The organism is Campylobacter concisus, from assembly GCF_003048445.1.
GTDB lineage: Bacteria > Campylobacterota > Campylobacteria > Campylobacterales > Campylobacteraceae > Campylobacter_A > Campylobacter_A concisus_BF.
Window position 1 is genome coordinate 35,100 of sequence record NZ_PIQW01000015.1, and the last position, 20,303, is coordinate 55,402.

Here is a 20,303-nt window from a genome sequence, read left to right on the forward strand (position 1 = left end):
TTTGAGCGTGATTATAACTATATTGATAGTTAATATCAAATACATTGTAAAAATGTAATCTAAAAATATTTTATAAGAAGAGAAATTTAAAGAGAACAGATCTGAAGATTAGCGCAAATCTGCGTTATTAATTATATTAATACGATAGATAAGCGCTAAATTTTATAATTTGATAATTGTTTTTAGTATAAATATATGGCTAAATTTCTAGCTCTTTTACCACACGTGCATTTAGTGCCATTTGCATGTGGTGTAAAAATACGTTTTGATAAAAATCACCACTATGCCCTGGTGCGTCGTAGGTTTGCACCAAATTTGCAGGCACGATGATCTCCCTTTTTAAATTTTGCTCATTTGCGCTAAGTCTTAGGTGAGAGACAAGCTGATAGATGCACATATCGGTGCAGTCGCCCATGATGACAAAGCTGTCAAATTTACTTATAAATTTATTAAACTCCTGCGAGTAAGCGATGCTAAGTGAGTTTTTATAAAAAATTTTCATCTCATCAAAAAAGTCTAAATTTCGTAGCTCATCAACTGCCTGTGCTTCATCTTGTCCTTTTAAAGCATGAGCTGGAAAGCTCGCAAACTCAGCTGAATTTGGTTCGTGAGCATCCTGAATGAGGATGTAGTTTTTAAGGTCAAATTTCTCTCTTGCTAGCTTAAAAGTATCTGCTATGCCTTTTGAGAGCTCACCCACACGCTTGCTAGCTAGTGCGCCTTCACAACAAAAGCCATTTATCATATCAACGCTTATAAAGGCCACTTTTTCGCTGCCATTTTTAAAAATTTCGCTAAATTTAAGCGCCTTTAGGCCATTTTGCCACGCATTTAGCTCATCTAAAATTTCACTCATCACTTCTCCTTTATAGGTAAATTTATACAAAATGTCTTTGGCTCAAGGGTTATCTCTATGCTGCCCTTGTGCGCCTCGATGATCTGCAGGCAAAGGTGCAGCCCCAGGCCATTGCCCTTTAGTTTGCTCGTCTTAAACGGCTCAAAGACGATATTTTCATTTTTTATAGAAACTCCGCTGTCATAGACTATAAATTTATGTTCATTTGGCGTCTTTTCGTAGCTTAGTCTCACCACGCCTTCGTCGTTTTCGTCCTCTTCGATAGCATCGATCGCGTTAAATAAAATGTTTTGAAAGACCATCGCGATGAGGTCAAAGTCGCCACTATAAAGGGCGTCAGGGAAATTTAGCTCAAAAGTTATATCTTTTGAATACTCATAAAATTTAAGCGCCTCTTCGCACTCGCTTTTGATATCTAAGAAGTTAAATTCTTTTGGCGTGATACTAAGCCCTTTTGTAAAAAGAAGTGTGGCTTTGATTATGCGCTCAACACGCCAAATTCCCTTTTGTATCTGCTCGACGATAGGCAAAATTTTTGGCTCAGCCCTTTTTAAAAGGGTGGAATTTAAAAGCGAGATAGAGCCTATGGGGTTTCTTATCTCGTGAGCTAGGTGCGCTGCTACTTGACCCATCGAGGCTAGGCGCTCTGTGCGTTTTTCCTGCGTTATGTCGGTAGCCGAGATGATCTTTTTATCATCTTTGACCACCTTTTTTACTAGATAAATTTGCGAGCCAAAGTTTAGCTCGCCCTCATCTTTTGGGACGAAATTTAGCGCTTTGCCAAGCTTTTGCGCCTCTGAGTTTTGCAAGAAAATTTCATCACTTTCATCAAGCACCCAAATGGCATTTGGCAAAATTTCCACGATATCTTTTATAAAACCTTGCAAGCTCATATAAGAAGCGGTCAAATTTTTATACTCACGCTCTATCATATAGGTCTGCTCTATCAGGCTTTTTAGGCCATTTTGTATATCGATATCACTCACAGCAACTCCTCATAATCTTTTATCTCATAAAGCCTAAGCCGCTCATCTTTTAAGCCCAAAAGCTCGTTGCTAAAGCCACTTTTTGAAAAAAGTGCGATGATATCTGGCTTTATGCCTAGTCTTTCGCACTTGTGAAGGACTAAATTTAAGACATTTTTGCAAATTTTTCGCTCTTTATATTTTGCTTCGCCGACTATTATCTTGCCATTTATGCTAAAAAGCATGTCTAGCTCTATATTTTTGCTCCAAAATGAGCTTAGTAAAATGCCGTTAAATCCAAGCTTTTTAGCCATTAGCTCGCCGCTTAAAAGCTCAAAGCCAAGGCTTGCATACTCGTCAAATTCTCTTCTTATAAGCTCTAAAATTTCCTCACTCCTACCCTCTTTTAAAAGGCTTAAATTTGGCTCGATAAATCTAAACCAAAACCTTGAAAAATGGCTGTTAAAGTGAATTTTATCCTCTATCTTATAAGCTCGCTCGCTCTTTTTTAAAATTTGGCGTTTATTTTTTACTCGTGGCTTTTCTTGGCTCTTTTCAAGCACTAAAAAATCCTTACTAAAAAGCTTTGCATAGACCCTATTTGTCATGCTTTGGGGCAAAATTTTATTTACGCTAAATTTCTTCCTGTCGCTTCTAGCAAGCTTAATAAGAGCCATTTTGATGGCCTCGTCGCTGTCCTCGTCAAAGTAAAACCTAGCCATCAAATTTTTATAATCATCTAAAATTTCAGCCCTGATCGCCTCAAAAACATCGTAGTATGAGCCCTTTAATAAAAAGTCATCAAAAACCAGATGAAATTTTATAACTTCAGCAATACCAAGGTGTTTCATCCGCTCAAATGTCGATTTTATGGCTAAAATTTCGTATCCTTTGTGTGGCGGATTGTAGCATATTTTTAGAAAATTTTAATTATAATCACGCAAAAACTAAAAGGCTAAAGTTGGTAAATTTAGAGCACATTAGAAGAGATATTATTTTAAAAAAAGGGATACATTACTTCGACTACACCGCCTCAGGACTTGCGTATAAGCCTATCGAGGACGAGGTCGCTGATATCTTAAAAACCTACGCCAACACCCACTCGCTAACATCCTCAAATGCCTATAAAACGCAGCTTTTGTATGATAGTGCTAGAAGCGAGCTAAAGCGCGCTCTTGGGCTTGATGATAGGTTTTATCTCATAGCCACAGGATATGGCGCCACTGGTGCGATCAAGAAATTTCAAGAGCTTTTGGGGCTTTACGTGCCTCCAGCTGCTAAAAGAAGGTTTGATCTAAAGCCAAACAACGACTCGCCCCTAGTCATACTTGGCCCATACGAGCACCACTCAAACGAGATCAGCTTTAAAGAGGCGCTTTGCGAGGTTGAGCGCATCAGACTTGCAAAAGATGGCAGCATCGACCTATCTCACTTGGAGCAAATTTTAAAGATAAACGCAGGGCGTGAGATCATCGCTAGCTTTAGCGCAGCCTCAAACGTCACAGGCGTCATAAGCGATTACAAGCAAATTTACACGCTTGTTAAGAAATTTGGCGGCATCGTGGCATTTGACGTGGCGAGCCTTAGTGCATATGCAAATTTAGACTGCGACTACTTTGACGCTCTTTTTATCTCGCCGCATAAGCTTCTTGGTGGAGTTGGTAGTTGTGGGCTACTGGCAATCAAAAAAGTGCTAGCAAATGACGATGTGCCAAGCTTTGCAGGTGGTGGCACGGTAAGCTATGTGAGCAAAAACTACCATATATTTTTAAAGGATCAAGAGGCACTTGAAGAGGCTGGCACACCGCCTATTTTGGGGCTTATAAGGGCAAATTTAGCTTACAAGCTAAGAGAAGAGATAGGGCTTGCTACCATTTACGAAAACGAGAGCGAGCTTAGTGAATACTTTTGTCAAAGACTAAGGGAAATTCCAGAGCTAGTTAGCTACTGCCCGGCAAATTTAAAGCGGCTTGCCATTTTTTCATTTAATGTAAAAAACGTAGCTCCATACGAGCTTTCAAAAATTTTAAGCAAAGAGTATGGCATACAAACGCGCGCTGGTTGCTCGTGCGCAGGCTCATATGGCCACGACCTTTTAGGGCTAAAAGAGGATCCAAGCTTCACCCACAAGCCAGGCTGGGTGAGGGTTAGCCTGCACTATACGCATACCTTTGAGGATATTGATTATTTGGTGAGTGCGATCAAGAAAAGTATCGAGAAATACGCACTTTCGTGGCAGGTCAAAGACCCTTTTGACGTAAAAGAGATAAGTGGGTGTGTGGGTGAGTAAAAAAAATGTTTTGATAGTTGCGGGAAGCGACAGCGTCGGCGGTGCAGGAGTGCAGGCGGATATAAAAAGTTGCGAGGCATTTGGCTGCTTTAGCGCAAGCGTCATCACAGCCGTGACCGCGCAAAATACAAATGGCGTTAGCAGCGTGCTTGCGATGCCAGCAAGTATAGTGAAAGCTCAGTTTGAGATGGTGCTAGCCGAGCTTGATATAGACGCTGTGAAGGTTGGCATGCTCTTTAACGAAGAGATAATAGCCGTTGTAAGCGCGTTTTTAAAAGAATTTAGGGCTAAAAATGTGCCAGTTGTGATTGATCCTGTTTGTGTGGCAAAGTCAGGGGCAAAACTACTTGAAGATGGGGCGATCGAGGCGCTAAAAGAGCTTTTAAATCTCGCAAGTGTCGCCACGCCAAATGTAGATGAGGCTAGGATTTTGGGTATTAATTTTACAAATTTGCCTTGCGATATGGTGCTAAAGCGAACGAAGGTTGATGAAATTTGCGAGGATACACTCTATCTAAAAAATGGTGGCGTGATGAAATTTAGCGAGGAGCTTTTTGAACCAAAGGTGATGCACGGGGCTGGTTGTAGCTTCTCAAGCTCGCTAGCGGCTATTTTAGCGCAGCAAAGTGATCTAGTAAGCGCCATAAAAATGGCTAAAAAATTTGTGGCAAATGGGATAAAAAATGCTCATAAAAGTAAATTTGGCGCACGGCTTATAGATCATAAATCGGGGCTTAATGGCTGAAATTTACGCTATTAGCGATGATATTTTAATGCCTGAAAATTTGGCTTTGGAGTACGCAAGAGAGATTTTGGAGTGTGGGGTTAAATTTTTTCAGTTTAGGTCAAAAAAAGCGGTCAAAAACGAGAATCTTGCAAGTGAAATTTTAAATTTATGCGAGAAATTTGGCGCGAAATTTATCGTAAATGACGATGTCAAATTTGCTAAAAAGATAGGCGCAAAGGCCGTTCATCTAGGCAAAGATGATGAGGGCATAAAAGAGGCGTTTGAGATTTTAGGCAAAGACGCATATGTTGGCGTTAGCTGCTATAACGATATAAATTTAGCCATCAATGCCGCTAAAAACGGCGCTAGCTACGTTGCATTTGGCTCTGTTTTTACAAGCCCCACAAAGCCAAATGCCCCAAAATGTGGGCTTGAAGTAGTTAAAGAGGCAAAGCAAATTTTAAACCTGCCTGTTTGCGTCATAGGTGGCATAAATGAGACAAATATCGGCTCGCTCTCTCACGCCAAACCCGATTTCATCGCAGTCATCTCAGCGATCTACAAAGATGGCAACATCAAAGAAAACATCAAAAATTTGCAAAAGATAATTGAGCTAAATTTCTAAGCCTAAGCTAGTTTTAGCAAAAATTTGTTTTGAATTATAATAAAACAAATTTTCAAATTCAATCAAGCTGTGTTTGCAAATTTTAAAACTTTCACTATTGGTAAGAATTGACTGCTATAATTATTTTAATAAATTATATTTATGTAATTTATTTCAATAAAATCATAATAATTTAAACTTTAGTTTGGTACTATTTTGTCAAATTTACAAAAAGGTAAAATGATGAAAAAGGCTCTATTTCTAGGATTTAGCGCACTTTTATTATTAGTGGGCTGCAAGGAAAGCAATATAGGCATTGTTAAAAACTATATTTTAAAAGGTAATAAATCAATAACAATAGGCTCAGCGATAGATAGCTTTAAAGGCTGTACAAGCACCCAGTGGCAAGACATCAGTAGCGACGATAAAAAAGTGGTTAAAGTAAGCTGCGTAGTAGGAAAAAATGTACTTGAAGATGAGTTTGAAAGAAAAAATAGCGGCTACGTAAAAGCTCTAAATAATGCAAAAGCTGCTCAGCAAAAAAGAGTTGATAACAGCCTTGAGCTAGCACTTGATAGCGCAAATAGCATATTAAAAAGTGGTAAAAGTATAGATAAAGAGACTATTTTATCCACCGCAAACAAGCACTGTAAATTTGATCCAATAAAAGAAAGCGCTGGCTACCTAGCCTCTGTTAGTTGTGACCTTGAGTTTAAAAATGAGCTTGCTCAAATTTTAGATATCAAGCAAAAATGGGTCTTTGACAACGTCGTAGCCCAAAGCAAATATGCCGCCTACTACTCGCAAAAAGAGCCAGAAGTGATCTATTTTGGTGAAAACGCTAGAAAGGTAAATGAGAGAGTTATTGAGCTTACTTTCACGATAAATAGCGATAAAAGTGTTAATATCTCAAAGGTTACAAAAATAGATGATGGCGACACAAAAGATATAAACCGCGGTTTGGTGGCGATGTTTTACGCAAGATAAATTTTACTACTAAAATAAATATCTTTAAGTTTAAAAATATTACATTTTAAAAGCATACTCTTGCTCATTTAGATAAGTGCAAATTAGCTATTTTAGAAATTAAAGTTGTATTTTACTTGTAACCAAAACTCGGTGCTTTTTTGATACTATTTTTTGTATCTGTGCGAAGTTCTCTTATATACTTTTGCTTGAGCGCCATCCTCATTTTTTGATACCTTCATAAGTAAAAATTTAATAAAATCCTAAAATATCAACAAAAAGAGTCTTTATGGATGAGTTTTTAAAACAGGCTTGGCGTGCAAATAAAATTTATACAAATGCTGCTGCTAGCGTGCCATTTTACCCAGATCTGCTAGCTCTTCTTTTAGTTTGCGACGAGAGAAATTTAGATCAGTTTATGGCGCTTGATGAGTTTAGAGCGGTGCTAAAAAGGCTTAAGGTTGAGCTAGATATATTTAGCATACAAAGTGCGCAGCTTGCGACTCTTAAAGCGCTAAATGAGGCTAAAATTTCAAGTGATGAGATAGTAAAATACCTAGAAATATTGCGTGATGAAAAGATCATAGATGATGAGAAATTTGCCTTTTTAGAAAAGATCATAAGCAAAAACAAAGGCGCTAATGAGGCTAAAATTTCTCACACCAAGCCAAAAGATCACTTCCATAAAAATCTAGACTTTTTAAATGAGATAAACGAAAAAGCAAGCTTGCTTGATAACGAAAAAACTTTTTTAGAGGCGCTTATGGCAGCCAAAAAAAGATCTAACGAAACGCTTTTTAACATAGCTGCAAGCGGCGTCATAAACTCTGGCAAATCAACCCTTTTAAACGCCCTTTTAAACAAATCCGTCCTTGGCGCTTCAAACGTGCCAGAAACGATAAATTTAACCATTTTAAAATACTCCAAAGATAGCTTTGCGAGGGTAAATTTTTATAGCATTGATGAACTTTTAGCACTTGACATACCAAGTGAAAATTTACCAAGCAAAAGCGTAGATATCGGCATAGACGAGATAAAAAACTACACCTCTTCAAGCTCAAAAACAGCAAATCTCGTAAAAAGTGTCGAGCTTTATGACGATTTGGAGCTTTTAAAGGACAACGTCTGCATCATAGATACGCCAGGCATCGATGATGCGGTGGTTTTAAGAGAGCAGATCACTACAAATTTTATGAGAGAGTGCGACCTTTTAGCTCACCTCATGAACGCCTCACAAAGTGCCACGCAAAAGGATGCGCTCTTTTTGAAAAAATGCCTTGAAAACTCGCATATCGTAAGGCTTGCTGTGGTGCTAACACACGCTGATGAGCTAAGTGCTAAAGAGCTAAATGAGACGCTAAACTACACTAAAAAAGCGATCGGCGAGCAGATAAATGGGGTGGAGATTGATTATTTTGCGCTTAGTGCAAAAAGCTACTTAGAAGGCGCTGTAAATAGCGGCGTAGAGGAGTTTAAAGACTATCTTTACGAGGTGCTCTTTGGCAAAAACTCTAAAAAATCAGCCCTTATCTTAAGCTCGTATCAAAAGGAGCTAAAAAATATCCTAAATAGCAAGCTTGAAGCCACTAAGGCTGAAATTTTGTCGCTCAAAGCTTATGAAGTGGAGCTTAAAAAGCTTCAAAATGAGCAGGCAAGCGTTAAAAACGCACTTAGTGAAAATTTCTCTAAACTTGAAAGTCTAACTCAAAATGAGCTTGCAAAACTTGAAAGTAGCAACACCAAAAACATCTATAAAATGGGGCTTGAGACGCTTTTACAAAACCTAAACGACAAGGTAAAAAGTGAAATAGCCTACTGCAAAAGCAAAAAGCAAAGCTTAAATTTAGAACGCCTAGAGCAAATCGCAAAAACTACGCTTCGTGACGGTGTGATGGCACTTATGAGAGAGGCTAGAAACGAGACTTTGGTGCAAACAAGATCGTGCGAGCAAAATATCGCTTTAAATTTTGATGATTATGTGATTAGCAAAGAAGAGGTTTTTAACATCAATGACTTTTTAGAGCAAATGGGCGTAAAGCTTGAATTTAAGGAGCTTTTAGCTGCATTTAGAGCGAAAATTTCAAATGACGCAAATGAAGCACTTTTAAGCTTAAAAGAGGGCTTGCTAAAAGATAAAAATATCTCTCAATTTTGTGAAATTTTAACTGATCATGAAAAAAATCGCCTTTTAAATCTCATAAAAACTTATGAAAGCACTCAAAAAGCCACGCTTGATAGGAGACTAAAAGAGCTAGATCGTGAGCTAGAAAAGCTTAGCTCGCAAAATCAAAACTCACTTTTAAAACTAAAAGAGCAAAACGCCTTGCAAGATGAAATTTGCTCGCTTTTAGGGGAGCTAGAAAATGTTTAATGAGTTCATAAATGCCTATAAGGCGAGATATTTTAAGGTTTTTACAAGCGACTTTAAAGGCGAGCTAGCAAGGCTAGTAAATGAGCTAAATGATCCAAGTCTGCACGCAAGCGATGAGATAAAAGAGAGCCTAAATTTACTAATCGACACGCTAAATGAGCCGCCTCTCATCGCCGTCATCGGTCAGTTTTCAAGTGGCAAATCAACATTTTTAAACGCTTTGCTTGGACAAAACATCTTGCCATCAGGTCTAACGCCTGTCACGGCAAAGGCTGTGCGGCTAAAATTTGCAAAAATGCCGCTTCTTAGCGTGAAATTTACAAATGGCAGCGAGAGCTTGCTAGCTAGCAGCGAGCTTGCAGAGCTAAATGCCATGAGCGAGCAGATAAAAAGCATGACACTTTATGCGCCAAGTGAAATTTTAAAAGAGGTAAATTTCATCGACACGCCAGGTCTAAACTCGCTAAGAGATGCCGACACAAAAGAGACCAAAAACACGCTAAAAAAGGTCTGTGGCGCGATCTGGCTAAGCCTTGCAAATAACGCAGCAAAGGCTAGCGAGCTTGAAAGTGTAGAAGAAATTTTAAAGACAAACGATCTAAAGGCGCTTTGCTTCATCAACCAAAAGGATAAGCTAAGCGAGGACGAGCTTGAAAGCTTGCTAAAGCACGCTAGGCAAACTTATGGCGAGCTTTTTGACGATATCATCGCCATCTCGTCAAAGCAAGCACTCCTTGGCATCACAAATGAAAACAAGAGCGAGCTAGAAAGCTCAAATTTCGCTAAAGCACTAAGTGCGGTAAAAGAGGCGTTTTTAAACGCGAGCTTTAAAGAAAATTTCATAAAAGCAAGGGCGAAAAAGATAGTAAATTTTTTAATCGCTGAGCAAGAAAATCGCCTAAAAGTTTATAGCGCAGCTGATGAAATTTTGGATAAATTTAATGCCACGCTTGAAGAAAAACTAGAGGCGATAAAAGAGGAGTTTAAGCCTAAAATCGCCCTGCGATACAGCGATATAAGCGAGGCCATAAAGCTTGCAAGCGATGAAGTTTTTAAGCTGCTTAAGCCATTTTCTAGGACAAAATTTAACCAAACAAAGACGCTTTTAAAAAAAGAAATTTATAAGCGCGAAAACTTTGAGATGATAAGCCTTGACACGGACGAGGTCTTTTCAAAGCTCATCTATGAAGACGTCGTCTTTTCTAAATTTTTTAAACGCTACAAAAGGGATCTAAAAGAGCTTGAAAATGAGATCTTATCGGCTTTTGACGAGCTTTATAAAAGCTTAGAAGATGAGCTTTTCGTTTATAAATCTCGCTATGAGAGCTTTAATCCACTTGATGAGTTTGCCTCAAACTACGAGACAAAATCGATAAACACCTACGCTGGCAGGACCTATGAGAATTTCTTAAGAGAGTATGAAAATGCCAAATTTAAGGCGACGCAAAAGATTTCGCTCTTTTTTGAAAAGCTTGACGTAAAGGTTGCGTCAAACTACGAAAATGCGCTTAAACTTGCGGTTTATTTTCTAAAGCAAAAGATCGAAAACTCGCTAAATTCGCACCTGCAAATGGGCACGCCACTCTACATCCCAAGCGCAAAAGAGGTTTATGAGCGCATGCTAAATGCCTTTAGCCTTTATGAATTTGACGATCTTATGTGCTCAAATAACTCTTTTTTAAATAAAACTTTGCTTGATATAAAGACCGAATTTAATGAAATTTACGCCCAAAAAATAGCGATGCTTGAGCGCCTAAAGGCAAAGCCAAAAGAGCAAATTTTAAAGCTAGAAAAACTGCAAGAGAGTTCGGTGGTGTTAAATTAACCACGCTAAGTGACTGTCTACCAAATTTTAAAATTTCATAAACGAGTAATTTCGGCTCTAAAATTTGAGCTAAGCGTTTAGCGAAGCCAAATTTTAGTAGTCAATTCTTAGGATTGAATGGAATTTTAAAATTTGATTTGAGATATAAATTTATAAGAAGGGAGACAATGGGACTTGAATTACGGTCTGCTTGCAGTTGCGAGCCTGCGAAGCAAAAGAGCTCCCTTCCCCCTTAACAATCCCCCAACCCCTACGACGTTAGAGGTGCATGCAATGGTGCTATCGCACTGCATGCGCAGATACATCAACTAAATTTACTTACTCTATCTTACCTCTTGCTAAAACTGGTACCTTTTCGCAGACCTCATCGCCGCTTACGAGATAGGCGTAGTCATACAAATTTACCACCGGACAGATGTGGTTTGGATAGATGCGCACGAGATCGCCCACACGCACGCTTTTTGCAAATTTCTCGTTTAAGATGATCGCATGCTCGTCAAATAGACTATCTATCCACACTTCATGCTCCGCGATGAGCCCCATGCCAGGCGTCGTGCAAAAGCCCTCGCTGCGCCTCTCTTTGGTTAGCGCCTTTGCCCCAGCATCAAGGATCGTGCGGGTCGCAGTCGGCCTTGAGATCACGACGCTAAGCACGCTAGCAGCGTTCATATCAAAGCTGCCATAAGCATTTGCCTGCGACGCATCCATAAATATATATGTGCCAGGGCGAAGCTCCGTAACGCCTTTTGGTATCTCAAAGTCGTTTATGAGTGAGGGCGTCGAGCCGATGCTAACGGTGAAATTTTCATATCCAAACTCACGCGCGATTTCAGCAAATTTTAGCGTTCTCTTGGTTGCCACCCTAAAAATTTGCTCGCACTCGCGCTTATCTTTTGCCTTGTACGAGTGACCATCATGCGAGAAAACGCCACAAAATTCCGCGTTTTTGCACTCTTTAAAAGCGCCCATCAAAGCTCTAAAATCGCCCTCTTCTATGACGCCTGAGCGATTTTCGCCAACCTCTATCTCGACAAGTAGCCTAGCTATCTCGCCAGCCTCGCCAAATACCTCATCAATAAGCCTTAAAACGCCCACGCTATCGACGCCAAAGCTCACTTTTGTGCCAGATCTTACAAGAGCTATGATGCGAGCAAATTTCTGCCTTGTGACGATCTCATTTGCGATGAAGATGTCGCTTAGCCCCTCTTTTGCCATCACTTCAGCTTCGCCTACCTTTGCAACCGTGATGCCCTTTGCGCCGCACTCTACTTGCAGTTTTGCAAAGTATGGCATCTTGTGCGTTTTGGTATGTGGTCTTAAGCTTACGTTAAATTTATCAGCATATTTTTGCATTTTATCTAAGTTTTTTAGCACTATCTCCCTATCTATGAGCAGTGCTGGAGTGTCTATTTCAGTGATTTTCATGAGCTATCCTTTCTTTTTTCTTAGATTTTAACTCTAATTATTTAAAAAAGGATAGCTTTTAGCACTTTAAATTTTCAAAGTGTTACTTTTAGGCCTTTCTTGCGCCGATCTTTGGTGCGTCAAACGCCCTGACACGTTTTGGCGTGCCCTTAAATTTCTCGACCTCTACAAGGCTCGTGTGAGCGGTGTTGCTCTGGCTCATCTTGCTTGATGGCACGTCTTTTGTGAGCACGTTTAAATTTCCGTGCAAGCAAAGGCTCTTCTCGCCTGGCACATCTGGGTCGTACCAAGCGCCCTCGCTCACTATGACGACGTTTTGTGGCACATCCTCGGTCACAAATGCACCGCACAAAATTTCGCCCCTGTCGTTGTAAATTTTCACCACATCGCCCATTTTTATCCCTCTAGCCTCGGCTGTTTTTGGGTTTATGAGCACTGGCTCGCGCTCTGCGATCTCATTAAAATGGCGAAGCACAGAGTTATTTAGCTGCGAGTGAAGTCTAAATTTAGAGTGCGCGCCGCTGATGGCGATAGGGTATTTTTTATTTTTTGCGCCCAGCCACTCAAAGGGCTCAAGCCACGTCGCATGCGGTGGGCAGTCATCATAGCCAAAGCCAGCGACCGTTTCAGAGTAAATTTCTATCTTACCAGATGGCGTTTTTAGCGGATTTGCCACTGGGTCGTCACGGAATTTCTTGTAGTTTGTAAAGTAGCGTTTTTTCTCATCGACCTTGTCAAATCTAAAATATCCCTTCTGCCAAAACTCATCAAAGCTTGGCATGCTCTCATACCCAAGCCCAGCAGCCTTTTTAACGGCATCTTCGTAAATTTCTTTGACCCATTCTAGCTCGCTTTTGCCCTCGCTAAATGCCTCTTCTCTTCCCCACTCTTTTGCGATGAGCCTTGCGATCTCGAAGTCGCTTTTACTCTCGCCAAATGGTGTGACAAGCGGCTTAATAGCAAAGAGATATTCGCTAGTTGAGTTTGCCATCTCGATGTCCGTTCGCTCGCACTCAAGCGCAGCTGGCAGGACGATGTCGCTAAATTTAGCCGTGCTCGTCCAAAATGGCTCGCAAGTGATGATCGCTTGCACTTTTTGCATCGCTTTTATCGCTCTATTTGTCTCTGGATGCCTTGTAAATGTCGAGCCATTGGCGTTAAACATCACTCTGATCTTTGGTAGCTTGTAGCTCTTGCCATTTCTAGTTATCTCCTTGCCAGGGCTTAAAAGCGCGTCTATGAGCCTTGAGTTTGGCAGCTCATAGCCCTTAGTCTTTGGCACCAGCCCGCTATCAATGAATTTTTGTGGCACCTTCGTCTCAAAAGCCGCTAGTTTAGGCGCTATGAAGCTTTCATCAGCGTTTTTGTGCATGCCGTCATTTGTGACAAAGCCACAACCCTCTTTGCCGATGTGTCCAAGCATCGCATTTAGCGTCACTAGCGCCCAGTAGGCCATCTCGCCGTGATCTTGCCTTTGGATGGCGTAGCCACTAACTATGACTGAGTCGTTTTTAGCTAGATCTTCGCTAAATTTCGCCAGCTCTTGCTCACTCACGCCACAAATTTTGCTTGCCCAAGTTAGGTTTTTATTGACCCCGTCTTTTGTGCCAAGCATATACTCTTTAAATTTATCAAAGCCAACGGTGTATTTTTCTATAAATTCTTTGCTGTAAAGCCCCTTTTCAAAAAGGTAGTTACACATACCTATCATCATCGCCGTATCGGTGCAAGGCACGACTTCAAGGTACTTTGCGCCAAAATATCTTGCGCTTTCGTTGTGATAAACATCGACGCTATAAATTTTCATCTCGCCGCTCTCGCCTTTTTTTCTGATCTCATCGTAGTATTTATATGAGTTGTGAAGCGGCACGCCAATGGCGATCTTGTTTGAAACGACTGGGTTTGTGCCCCAAAATACGATCGTTTTGGCATTTTTTAAGATAGCCTCCCACTTTGTTGGCGCGAGCGTTGGGTCGATCGAGCCTGTGATGTGAGGCATGATGACAGTCGCTGCGCCGTATGAGTAGCCACCAAGCTCATTTACATAGCCGCCAAGCACGTTGAGTAGCCTCTTTGCGGTCTTTTGGCTGTGGCCAACTTTGCCAAGGCTACCCCACTGATAAACCTGTCCGTAGATCGCTTCAGCGCCGTATTTATCAAAATTTTCTTTTAAAATTTTCGCACTTAGTTTTATCGCCTCATCCCAGCTAACGCGCACAAATTCCTCTTTGCCACGAAGCTCTGGCTTTGGGTTGTTTGGGTCAGCCAAAAAGCTCTTTCTAACAAATGGAAATTTTACACGGCTTTCGTTTTGGATGTGATCAAGAAGTGCGTTGTTTAGCTCATTTGGGCACGCATCGCCCTCAAATGGCTCAGTCTCTACAACGCGTCCTGCGATAGTTTTTACATAAAATGGGCCAAATTTGTTCGCACTTAGCCCGCTTTGCTTGTCAAAAAGCGCCTGAGCTGCTCCGTCAAGCTCTTTTGCTTGAAGGCTTGCTGCGCTTAAGGCACCAAGTCTCAAAAAGTCTCGTCTTTTCATTTTTTCTCCGATTTTGGTTAAATTTACTGTTTTTGGTTGGTTTTATGAGTTATAAATTTAGTATTTTGTATCATCTAGTCATGAAAAGGCCTTGTAATGTAATACGCAAACTTGCGTCTAAATTGCGTTATTTTAGCCAAAAAATATTAAAGGATAGACAAATGGTAGGATTTTATGTAAATGTAAAGTTAAAAGCTGGATGTGAGGCGAAATTTGAAGAAATTTTAAAAGAGATCGTACCAGCTTCAAGAAAAGATAAAGGCTGCATAAGCTACGAGTGTGGCGTAGTTGCGGGCTCTAAAAGCGAATACTGCTTTATGGAGAGCTGGGAAAATTTAGAGAGCCAAAAAGAGCACATGAAGAGCGCTCATATGGTGAAAAACGCAGCTGCACTGGAGGCTTGCAAAGAGAGCCAAGAGGTGAAAATAATAAATTTTGTAAGCGTAAAGGAATAATATTTGCTTAAAAAAGGACAAAAATTAGAAAAATGAGCGAAGAAAAGATGCTTGAGATGATAAACGCGACTGCCGATGTTATATTTATGGCTATACTTAGAGGACGTGTGAGCCTTGAAGCCTGCAAAAAGGATAAGGAGTTCATCGACGCTCTAAGAGAAGAGCTGCTTAGCAAAAACCCAAACAAGCTCAAAGTCGCGCAAGACTCGCACCAGATGATCGCCATTTTCGAAAAATACCGCAATAAAAAATAATCCAACTTAAAATTTAAATTTATTTGCCGATATAGTGTTAAAGGATTTGACATGATAACTGCGCTAAATGGACTTAATCAAAGCTTTAACTATAAAGACGCTTTTAATAAGCAGCCAACGACTATCGCAAATTTAGGCAAAGTAAAAATTTCTCCCAATACCCTAGACTTCAAGCATCTATCGCTCTCTGGTTACTCGTCAAATGATAAAATTTCTATCTGGGGCAAGATGAACGGGCTTGATAGCTCTATGGGCAAAGATGAAGTCGCTAGCCTTAAAAATTTCGTTGATAGCACGAAGCTTTGGAGGTTAAATTCTATTCTCACTAGCGAGAAAAATGGCTTTAGCGTAGATGAGTTTAACAAAACCTACAAAATATCTACTAATGTCACCAATACTCTTGGCGCTCTAATCAATCACGAAAATGGCGTACTTCATCTAAGCCGTGAAGCTAGAAATTTGCTAGACTCTGATCTAAGCATAGATGAATTTAAAGACAAATGGCTGGAATTTACCGCCGAAAGGATACTTGGCGAGCATGCAAATGTGAAAATTTCTTTTAAAGACGGGGCTTTGCAATACGAGCAAACATCGGCTAAGAAGCGCATAGAGATCTTAGGTCAAGCGATGGCGCAGCGTGTAAGCTACGCTGATAAAAACAGCAAAGATGAGTTTTTGAAATTTCTAAAAACAAGCTATGAAAAGGGCGAAAATATCGCTGATGTGCTGCAAAATATCGCGCTTGTGCCAGTTAGAGAAGATGGCGATGAAGAGATAGAAGAAGAGAAATTTAAGCCTATGCAAGTTACCAAAAAGAGCGTGACCTACACGGATAAGGATATAAAACGCGAATTTTTTGAAGAATTTATCAGGCGCGAGGTCGAAAATGGCGCAAGCTTTGATGATCTAGTGCAAAAGCTAAACAAGCTAAAGCCAAAGGATATACTGGCTTAGCTTTAGGGTTTAAATTTTGGGGCTGGCTTGGCGCGCTAAATTTATTTTGCTTAAATTTTGGAGGCTGGTCTTGCCCTCTAAATTTATTCATATTTAAATTTAAAGAACCAGCCTGACCTACCAAAATTTCTACTTTGGATTATTTATACTTATCACCATATTTTTCTCATCAAGATATAGCCTAGCAGCCTCTTTGATGTCGTCATTCGTGAGCGCTTTGACCGCATCTATATACTCATCAGCCGTGTAAAGTGGCGTGTTAAAAATTTTATTTGAGATGATGAGATTTTGCCAAAACTCAGGCTTTTCATAGTCTTTTTTTATAGAAATTTCACTCTGCGCCTTAAAATCCTCCAAATGTTTTGGCAAGAGCGCGCCACCGCGCTTGATGCTAGCTATTATCTCCTTTATCTCGGCGATGATCTTGTCCGTGTTTGCAGGGTCGCAAGTAAAGCCGATCACCGCCTTTGAGTGCTCATACGGATAGCGTGAGAGCTTGGCGTTTAGGCTAAAGCCGTATGTCTGCCCTTTCTCCTCTCTTATCTTTTCTCGAAGTGCTGTTTTTAAGACCGAGCTTAGCGCCCTTAGCTTGACCACCTCTTTAAAGCTATATTTTGTATCTAAATTTATTATATCCACGCTCACATCGCTTCTTTTTGAGGTCTGATACTCCCTTTTAAAGGTGTGCTCTCCCTTGATACTTCGCACGCCATCATCTTTAAAATTTTCAGCCTCGCCAAGCTTAGGCAAGGTGGCGATATACTTTTTAACAAGTGGCAAAAGCCTCTCCTCGTCGGTGTCGCCGATGATTACGAAGGTGTATGAGGCTGCGTTTGTAAATTTATCTTTGATGATTGCTTTTAGCTCATTTAGCTTTAGCGCGTCGATCTGAGCCATCTCAATGGGCGCTACACGCTTGTTGTTTTCGTAAAAAAACTTGCTAAATTCGGTGCTAAATTTATATTCAGGCAAATTTTGCTCTTTAGATAACTCATCTTTTGCTCTTTGTTTTATCCTCTCAAGCACGTTTGCATCGGCTCTTGGAGAGCTAAACTCTAAATTTATAACAGCTAGCAGTGAGCCAAGATCACCACTGCTTGAAGAGCCGTAAATGCCCTGTGTAAGCGCCTCTATGCTCTTTTCGTAGCTTACTATCTTGTCGTTTAGCACCTTTGAAAGCTCGTAGTTGTTAAATTTGCCAACGCCACTTTCATTTGTAAGCGCAACCGCAAAGCCGCCAAGCTTAGGATCAGCTAGATCTGAAGTGCCGCCCTTGCTAATGGCTGCAAACAAGATGCTATCTTTTTTGGTGGCTAGTGGCTTAAAAATGACTTGTGAGCCATTTGGCAGCTTATAAGTGTAGATGCCATGCTTTTGGTCAAATTCTTTAGAAAGGATATCTTTTGGCTCTAAATTTTCATTGCCAAGGCTCTTATTTAGGCTCTGGTTAGCTAAATTTGTATCGTAAGGTTTTGCCTCATCTTTTAGCTTCAAAAAGGCCTCTTTGCTAAGCTTAAAGCCATCTTTGCTAAAGACCCTCACGCGCTCATCAGGTATGGCTAAAATTTGCCTAAATCTCGCATTAACATCCTCTAGCGTGATCTCGTTTAAGAGCTTTAGGCTAAGGTTTTTGCTATCTTCATCGCTTAGCACAAAGCCTCCATTTTCGATCATATTTAAAATTTCGCTTGCATAAACGCTTGATTTTTTAGTTTTTGAGCGTTTAAATTTAGCCTCTACGTTTGCCACAAATGCCTTTTTCACATCACTAAAATCGCCTTTATTAAAGCCAAATTTCTCAATGCCCTTTAAAACGCTTAACATATCTTTAAGGCTAGCGTTAAAATCATCTCCGATCACATTTGCCTCAAAGCTATAAATTTTTTGCTTTGCTTGAAGCGTTTGCGCCATAAAATCAACGCTTAAATTTGATGAATTATTTGCATTTTTTTGCTCATAAAGCATATTTATAAGGCTAGCTATTAGCGCATCTTTTAAATTTCGCTTCACATCAGCCTCATCTGAAACTGGCTTAAATTTATCAAAAAAGCTAAGTCTTACAAACTGAGCCGCCGTCTCATTTGCGTCGTAGTTAAAGACATTTAGCCCATCTTTAAAAGCGATGCTTTTGTCTGGATGAACGTATGAGTTGCTGTTTTTTGCTGCGCTAAAGTTTTTCTCTATCAGAGCTTTTATCTCGTTTTTATCAAAGTCGCCAACTGCCACAAAGCTCATAAATCTTGGCTGATAGAGCCTCTCGTAAAACTCTTGCATGTGCTTAGCATCTACGCTTTTTATCACGTTCATATCGCCTATAGGCACCCTTTTTTGATAGATGCTGCCAGCAAAGATGTCCTTACTCTGGGCAAGATAGAGCCTATATGCTGGCGTGTTTCGCTGGCGCTCCTCCTCCATTATGACGCCTCGCTCCTTATCAAGCTCGCCTGCGTCGATCTTTACGCCATCGATCCAGTTTGAAAAGACCTTAAAAACATCCTTTAAATTTTTCTCATTTACACTTATGCTTAGCGTGTAGCTCGTCTGATCGTAGCTTGTTTGCGCGTTTAGATCAGCGCCAAATTTGACCCCAAGGCTCTCAAGCTGTTTAATGAGCTCATTTTTGCTAAAGTCACGGCTGCCATTAAACGCCATGTGCTCCAAAAAGTGCGCAAGCCCCTGCTCGCCGTCTTTCTCATCAGTCGAGCCTGAGTTTACGACTAGGTAAAAGATGGCTGTATTTTGCGGGAGTTTATTCTCTTTTATGTAGTATTTAAGCCCGTTTTTTAGCTCGCCACTTAGCATATCTTTGTCATTTTGCAAGGCAAAGAGGCTAAGTGCTAAGCACAAAAGTAGCAGAATTTTTCTCATAATCCGTCCTTTAAATTTCTATCTAAAAGCGGATTTTAGTATAAATTTTAAAATGCAAAATAAAGCTAGCCTGCTAAATTTGCAGGCTAGTTGGGAGGTGTTATTTTAGTTCGTATTTTTTAAGCAGTGCGTCGTAGCTGCCGTCTTTTTTCATCTCATCTAAAATTTGATTTATCTTAGCGATAAGCTCGCTCTCTTTGTTTTTGTCAAAAGCTATTGAAAAGCCCTCGCTACCATCAACCTCTTTGAAAAATGCCTCTACTTCAGGGTTTTTCTTGATAAAGCCATAGCCAATCGAGCTATCAAGGATGACCGCGTCAAATTTGCCAACTTTTAGACCCATGATGAGCGGCACAGTATCTTCTGAAGGCACCACTTTTGCGCCATTTATCGCATTTGCAGCTAGCTCTTGGATGGTGCCTTGTTGCACGCCTATTTTTTTGCCAGCTAGCTCTTCTTTAGCTTTTAAAGCGTCGTTGCCTTTTTTCTTTAGGTAGATGTTTTCAGTTAGGTAGTATGGCTTTGTGAAATCAATCGACTTTAGTCTATCAGGAGTCGCGCTCATCGCACTTATGATGCCATTTATCTTGCCAGCTTTAAGCGCTGGGATAAGGCCATCAAAGCTCATATTTATGATCTTGTATGAAAAGCCAGCACGCTTTGAAATTTCGTCTATCAAGTCGATGTCAAAGCCTGTTATTTTGTTGTTTTCATCGATGTATTCAAATGGCGGGTAGTTTGCCGCTGTACCAAATTTTAGCTCGTTTGCACAAAGAGCAACAAAAGCTGTCAGTAAAAGAGCAAAGATCTTTTTCATGTCTATCCTTTAAGGTGATTTAAAGCCCTAATTATCGGCATTTATCTATTAAAATTTGTTTAAATTTAGCGCAATGACAGAAATTTACACAAGCTTGTAAAGTGTATAGGTAAATATACTAGAAAGATTTCAATCAAATTTTAAAATTAGCTTAAAAATTATCTGAATATAAACCGCATGCAGTGCAAAGCACTGAGGCATGCCACTTCTAACGTGCGAGGGGATTAGGGGATTTAAAAAGGGAGATAAGGGGACGGCCTCGTAACTCGAGTCCCCTTGTCCCCCTTTGGATAAAAAAGCTAGAATTTCTTCTTCCTAACCTCTTCAACTATGGCTTTAGCCATCTCATCTACTTCTGATGTTACTTCGTTTGCTTGGTTTGCA

At 40.3% G+C, this 20,303-nt stretch carries 16 protein-coding genes; 9 read left to right on the top strand and 7 right to left on the bottom strand.

Features of this window, described 5'->3' with window-relative positions:
- Positions 1–199: 199 nt before the first annotated feature.
- From CVT14_RS09420 to CVT14_RS09430, 3 genes are read right to left on the bottom strand one after another with little or no spacing between them, the layout of a single operon-like run.
- On the bottom strand, positions 200–856 hold the full coding sequence (locus CVT14_RS09420) for a cysteine hydrolase family protein (RefSeq protein WP_021090086.1): 657 nt from the start codon (positions 854–856) through the stop codon (positions 200–202).
- A complete protein-coding gene (locus CVT14_RS09425) occupies positions 856–1,788 on the bottom strand; it encodes a sensor histidine kinase (protein ID WP_234403125.1) in 933 nt (310 codons plus the stop codon). The genes CVT14_RS09420 and CVT14_RS09425 overlap by 1 nt, the downstream gene beginning before the upstream one ends.
- Before the next feature lie 50 nt (positions 1,789–1,838).
- Positions 1,839–2,672: a DUF234 domain-containing protein gene (locus CVT14_RS09430; RefSeq protein WP_103611592.1), complete on the bottom strand. Its 834-nt coding sequence runs from the start codon at positions 2,670–2,672 to the stop codon at positions 1,839–1,841.
- A 110-nt stretch (positions 2,673–2,782) separates the two neighbouring features.
- Between CVT14_RS09430 and CVT14_RS09435 the strand changes: the two genes are divergently transcribed.
- The 6 genes from CVT14_RS09435 (at position 2,783) to CVT14_RS09460 (ending at position 10,604) form a co-directional block, all read left to right on the top strand.
- Positions 2,783–4,111, top strand: coding sequence for an aminotransferase class V-fold PLP-dependent enzyme (locus tag CVT14_RS09435; protein WP_107850201.1), 1,329 nt, complete (start codon positions 2,783–2,785; stop codon positions 4,109–4,111).
- Positions 4,104–4,856 carry a bifunctional hydroxymethylpyrimidine kinase/phosphomethylpyrimidine kinase gene (thiD, locus tag CVT14_RS09440; RefSeq protein ID WP_413784381.1) on the top strand — a complete coding sequence of 251 codons (753 nt, stop codon included), beginning with the start codon at positions 4,104–4,106 and terminating at the stop codon, positions 4,854–4,856. The genes CVT14_RS09435 and thiD overlap by 8 nt, the downstream gene beginning before the upstream one ends.
- On the top strand, positions 4,849–5,463 hold the full coding sequence (thiE, locus tag CVT14_RS09445) for a thiamine phosphate synthase (protein ID WP_107850195.1): 615 nt from the start codon (positions 4,849–4,851) through the stop codon (positions 5,461–5,463). Before thiD ends, thiE begins: the two co-directional genes overlap by 8 nt.
- Positions 5,464–5,685: 222 nt before the next feature.
- Positions 5,686–6,429: a hypothetical protein gene (locus CVT14_RS09450; RefSeq protein WP_035170297.1), complete on the top strand. Its 744-nt coding sequence runs from the start codon at positions 5,686–5,688 to the stop codon at positions 6,427–6,429.
- 268 nt (positions 6,430–6,697) lie between these two features.
- A complete protein-coding gene (locus CVT14_RS09455; RefSeq protein ID WP_021090087.1) occupies positions 6,698–8,779 on the top strand; it encodes a dynamin family protein in 2,082 nt (693 codons plus the stop codon).
- A complete protein-coding gene (locus CVT14_RS09460) occupies positions 8,772–10,604 on the top strand; it encodes a dynamin family protein (protein ID WP_107850196.1) in 1,833 nt (610 codons plus the stop codon). The genes CVT14_RS09455 and CVT14_RS09460 overlap by 8 nt, the downstream gene beginning before the upstream one ends.
- A 318-nt stretch (positions 10,605–10,922) precedes the next feature.
- On the opposite strand, the gene CVT14_RS09465 is transcribed toward CVT14_RS09460, so the two are convergent.
- The gene (locus tag CVT14_RS09465; RefSeq protein WP_021090084.1) at positions 10,923–12,029 is read right to left on the bottom strand and encodes a D-TA family PLP-dependent enzyme; all 1,107 of its coding nucleotides are present in this window, start codon (positions 12,027–12,029) and stop codon (positions 10,923–10,925) included.
- Between the two features lie 88 nt (positions 12,030–12,117).
- Positions 12,118–14,571 (bottom strand): molybdopterin-dependent oxidoreductase, encoded by a 2,454-nt coding sequence (locus CVT14_RS09470; RefSeq protein WP_107850197.1) that lies wholly within the window; start codon positions 14,569–14,571, stop codon positions 12,118–12,120.
- Between the two features lie 161 nt (positions 14,572–14,732).
- Between CVT14_RS09470 and CVT14_RS09475 the strand changes: the two genes are divergently transcribed.
- From CVT14_RS09475 to CVT14_RS09485, 3 genes are read left to right on the top strand one after another with little or no spacing between them, the layout of a single operon-like run.
- Positions 14,733–15,026, top strand: a complete 294-nt coding sequence (locus CVT14_RS09475) for a putative quinol monooxygenase (protein WP_021084216.1) — start codon at positions 14,733–14,735, stop codon at positions 15,024–15,026.
- A 32-nt stretch (positions 15,027–15,058) separates the two neighbouring features.
- A complete protein-coding gene (locus CVT14_RS09480; RefSeq protein ID WP_087581498.1) occupies positions 15,059–15,280 on the top strand; it encodes a nicotinate phosphoribosyltransferase in 222 nt (73 codons plus the stop codon).
- Positions 15,281–15,331: 51 nt separating this feature from the next.
- Positions 15,332–16,234 (top strand): hypothetical protein, encoded by a 903-nt coding sequence (locus tag CVT14_RS09485; RefSeq protein ID WP_107850198.1) that lies wholly within the window; start codon positions 15,332–15,334, stop codon positions 16,232–16,234.
- A gap of 129 nt (positions 16,235–16,363) precedes the next feature.
- Here the strand turns inward: CVT14_RS09485 and CVT14_RS09490 are convergent, their stop codons facing one another.
- Positions 16,364–19,102 carry a M16 family metallopeptidase gene (locus CVT14_RS09490; RefSeq protein ID WP_107850199.1) on the bottom strand — a complete coding sequence of 913 codons (2,739 nt, stop codon included), beginning with the start codon at positions 19,100–19,102 and terminating at the stop codon, positions 16,364–16,366.
- Between the two features lie 100 nt (positions 19,103–19,202).
- Complete coding sequence (locus CVT14_RS09495; protein ID WP_021090100.1) at positions 19,203–19,919, bottom strand: basic amino acid ABC transporter substrate-binding protein; 717 nt, start codon at positions 19,917–19,919, stop codon at positions 19,203–19,205.
- Positions 19,920–20,303: the final 384 nt, after the last annotated feature.

What these genes read in the sequence shown, in the direction of transcription:
- thiE (WP_107850195.1), top strand. Translation starts at nt 4,849, where the DNA reads ATGGCTGAAATTTACGCTATTAGCGATGATATTTTAATGCCTGAAAAT.
- CVT14_RS09420 (WP_021090086.1), bottom strand. Translation starts at nt 856, where the DNA reads ATGAGTGAAATTTTAGATGAGCTAAATGCGTGGCAAAATGGCCTAAAG.
- CVT14_RS09455 (WP_021090087.1), top strand. Translation starts at nt 6,698, where the DNA reads ATGGATGAGTTTTTAAAACAGGCTTGGCGTGCAAATAAAATTTATACA.
- CVT14_RS09485 (WP_107850198.1), top strand. Translation starts at nt 15,332, where the DNA reads ATGATAACTGCGCTAAATGGACTTAATCAAAGCTTTAACTATAAAGAC.
- CVT14_RS09475 (WP_021084216.1), top strand. Translation starts at nt 14,733, where the DNA reads ATGGTAGGATTTTATGTAAATGTAAAGTTAAAAGCTGGATGTGAGGCG.
- CVT14_RS09480 (WP_087581498.1), top strand. Translation starts at nt 15,059, where the DNA reads ATGAGCGAAGAAAAGATGCTTGAGATGATAAACGCGACTGCCGATGTT.
- CVT14_RS09460 (WP_107850196.1), top strand. Translation starts at nt 8,772, where the DNA reads ATGTTTAATGAGTTCATAAATGCCTATAAGGCGAGATATTTTAAGGTT.
- CVT14_RS09490 (WP_107850199.1), bottom strand. Translation starts at nt 19,102, where the DNA reads ATGAGAAAAATTCTGCTACTTTTGTGCTTAGCACTTAGCCTCTTTGCC.
- CVT14_RS09430 (WP_103611592.1), bottom strand. Translation starts at nt 2,672, where the DNA reads ATGAAACACCTTGGTATTGCTGAAGTTATAAAATTTCATCTGGTTTTT.
- CVT14_RS09470 (WP_107850197.1), bottom strand. Translation starts at nt 14,571, where the DNA reads ATGAAAAGACGAGACTTTTTGAGACTTGGTGCCTTAAGCGCAGCAAGC.
- CVT14_RS09450 (WP_035170297.1), top strand. Translation starts at nt 5,686, where the DNA reads ATGAAAAAGGCTCTATTTCTAGGATTTAGCGCACTTTTATTATTAGTG.
- CVT14_RS09465 (WP_021090084.1), bottom strand. Translation starts at nt 12,029, where the DNA reads ATGAAAATCACTGAAATAGACACTCCAGCACTGCTCATAGATAGGGAG.
- CVT14_RS09495 (WP_021090100.1), bottom strand. Translation starts at nt 19,919, where the DNA reads ATGAAAAAGATCTTTGCTCTTTTACTGACAGCTTTTGTTGCTCTTTGT.
- CVT14_RS09425 (WP_234403125.1), bottom strand. Translation starts at nt 1,788, where the DNA reads ATGATAGAGCGTGAGTATAAAAATTTGACCGCTTCTTATATGAGCTTG.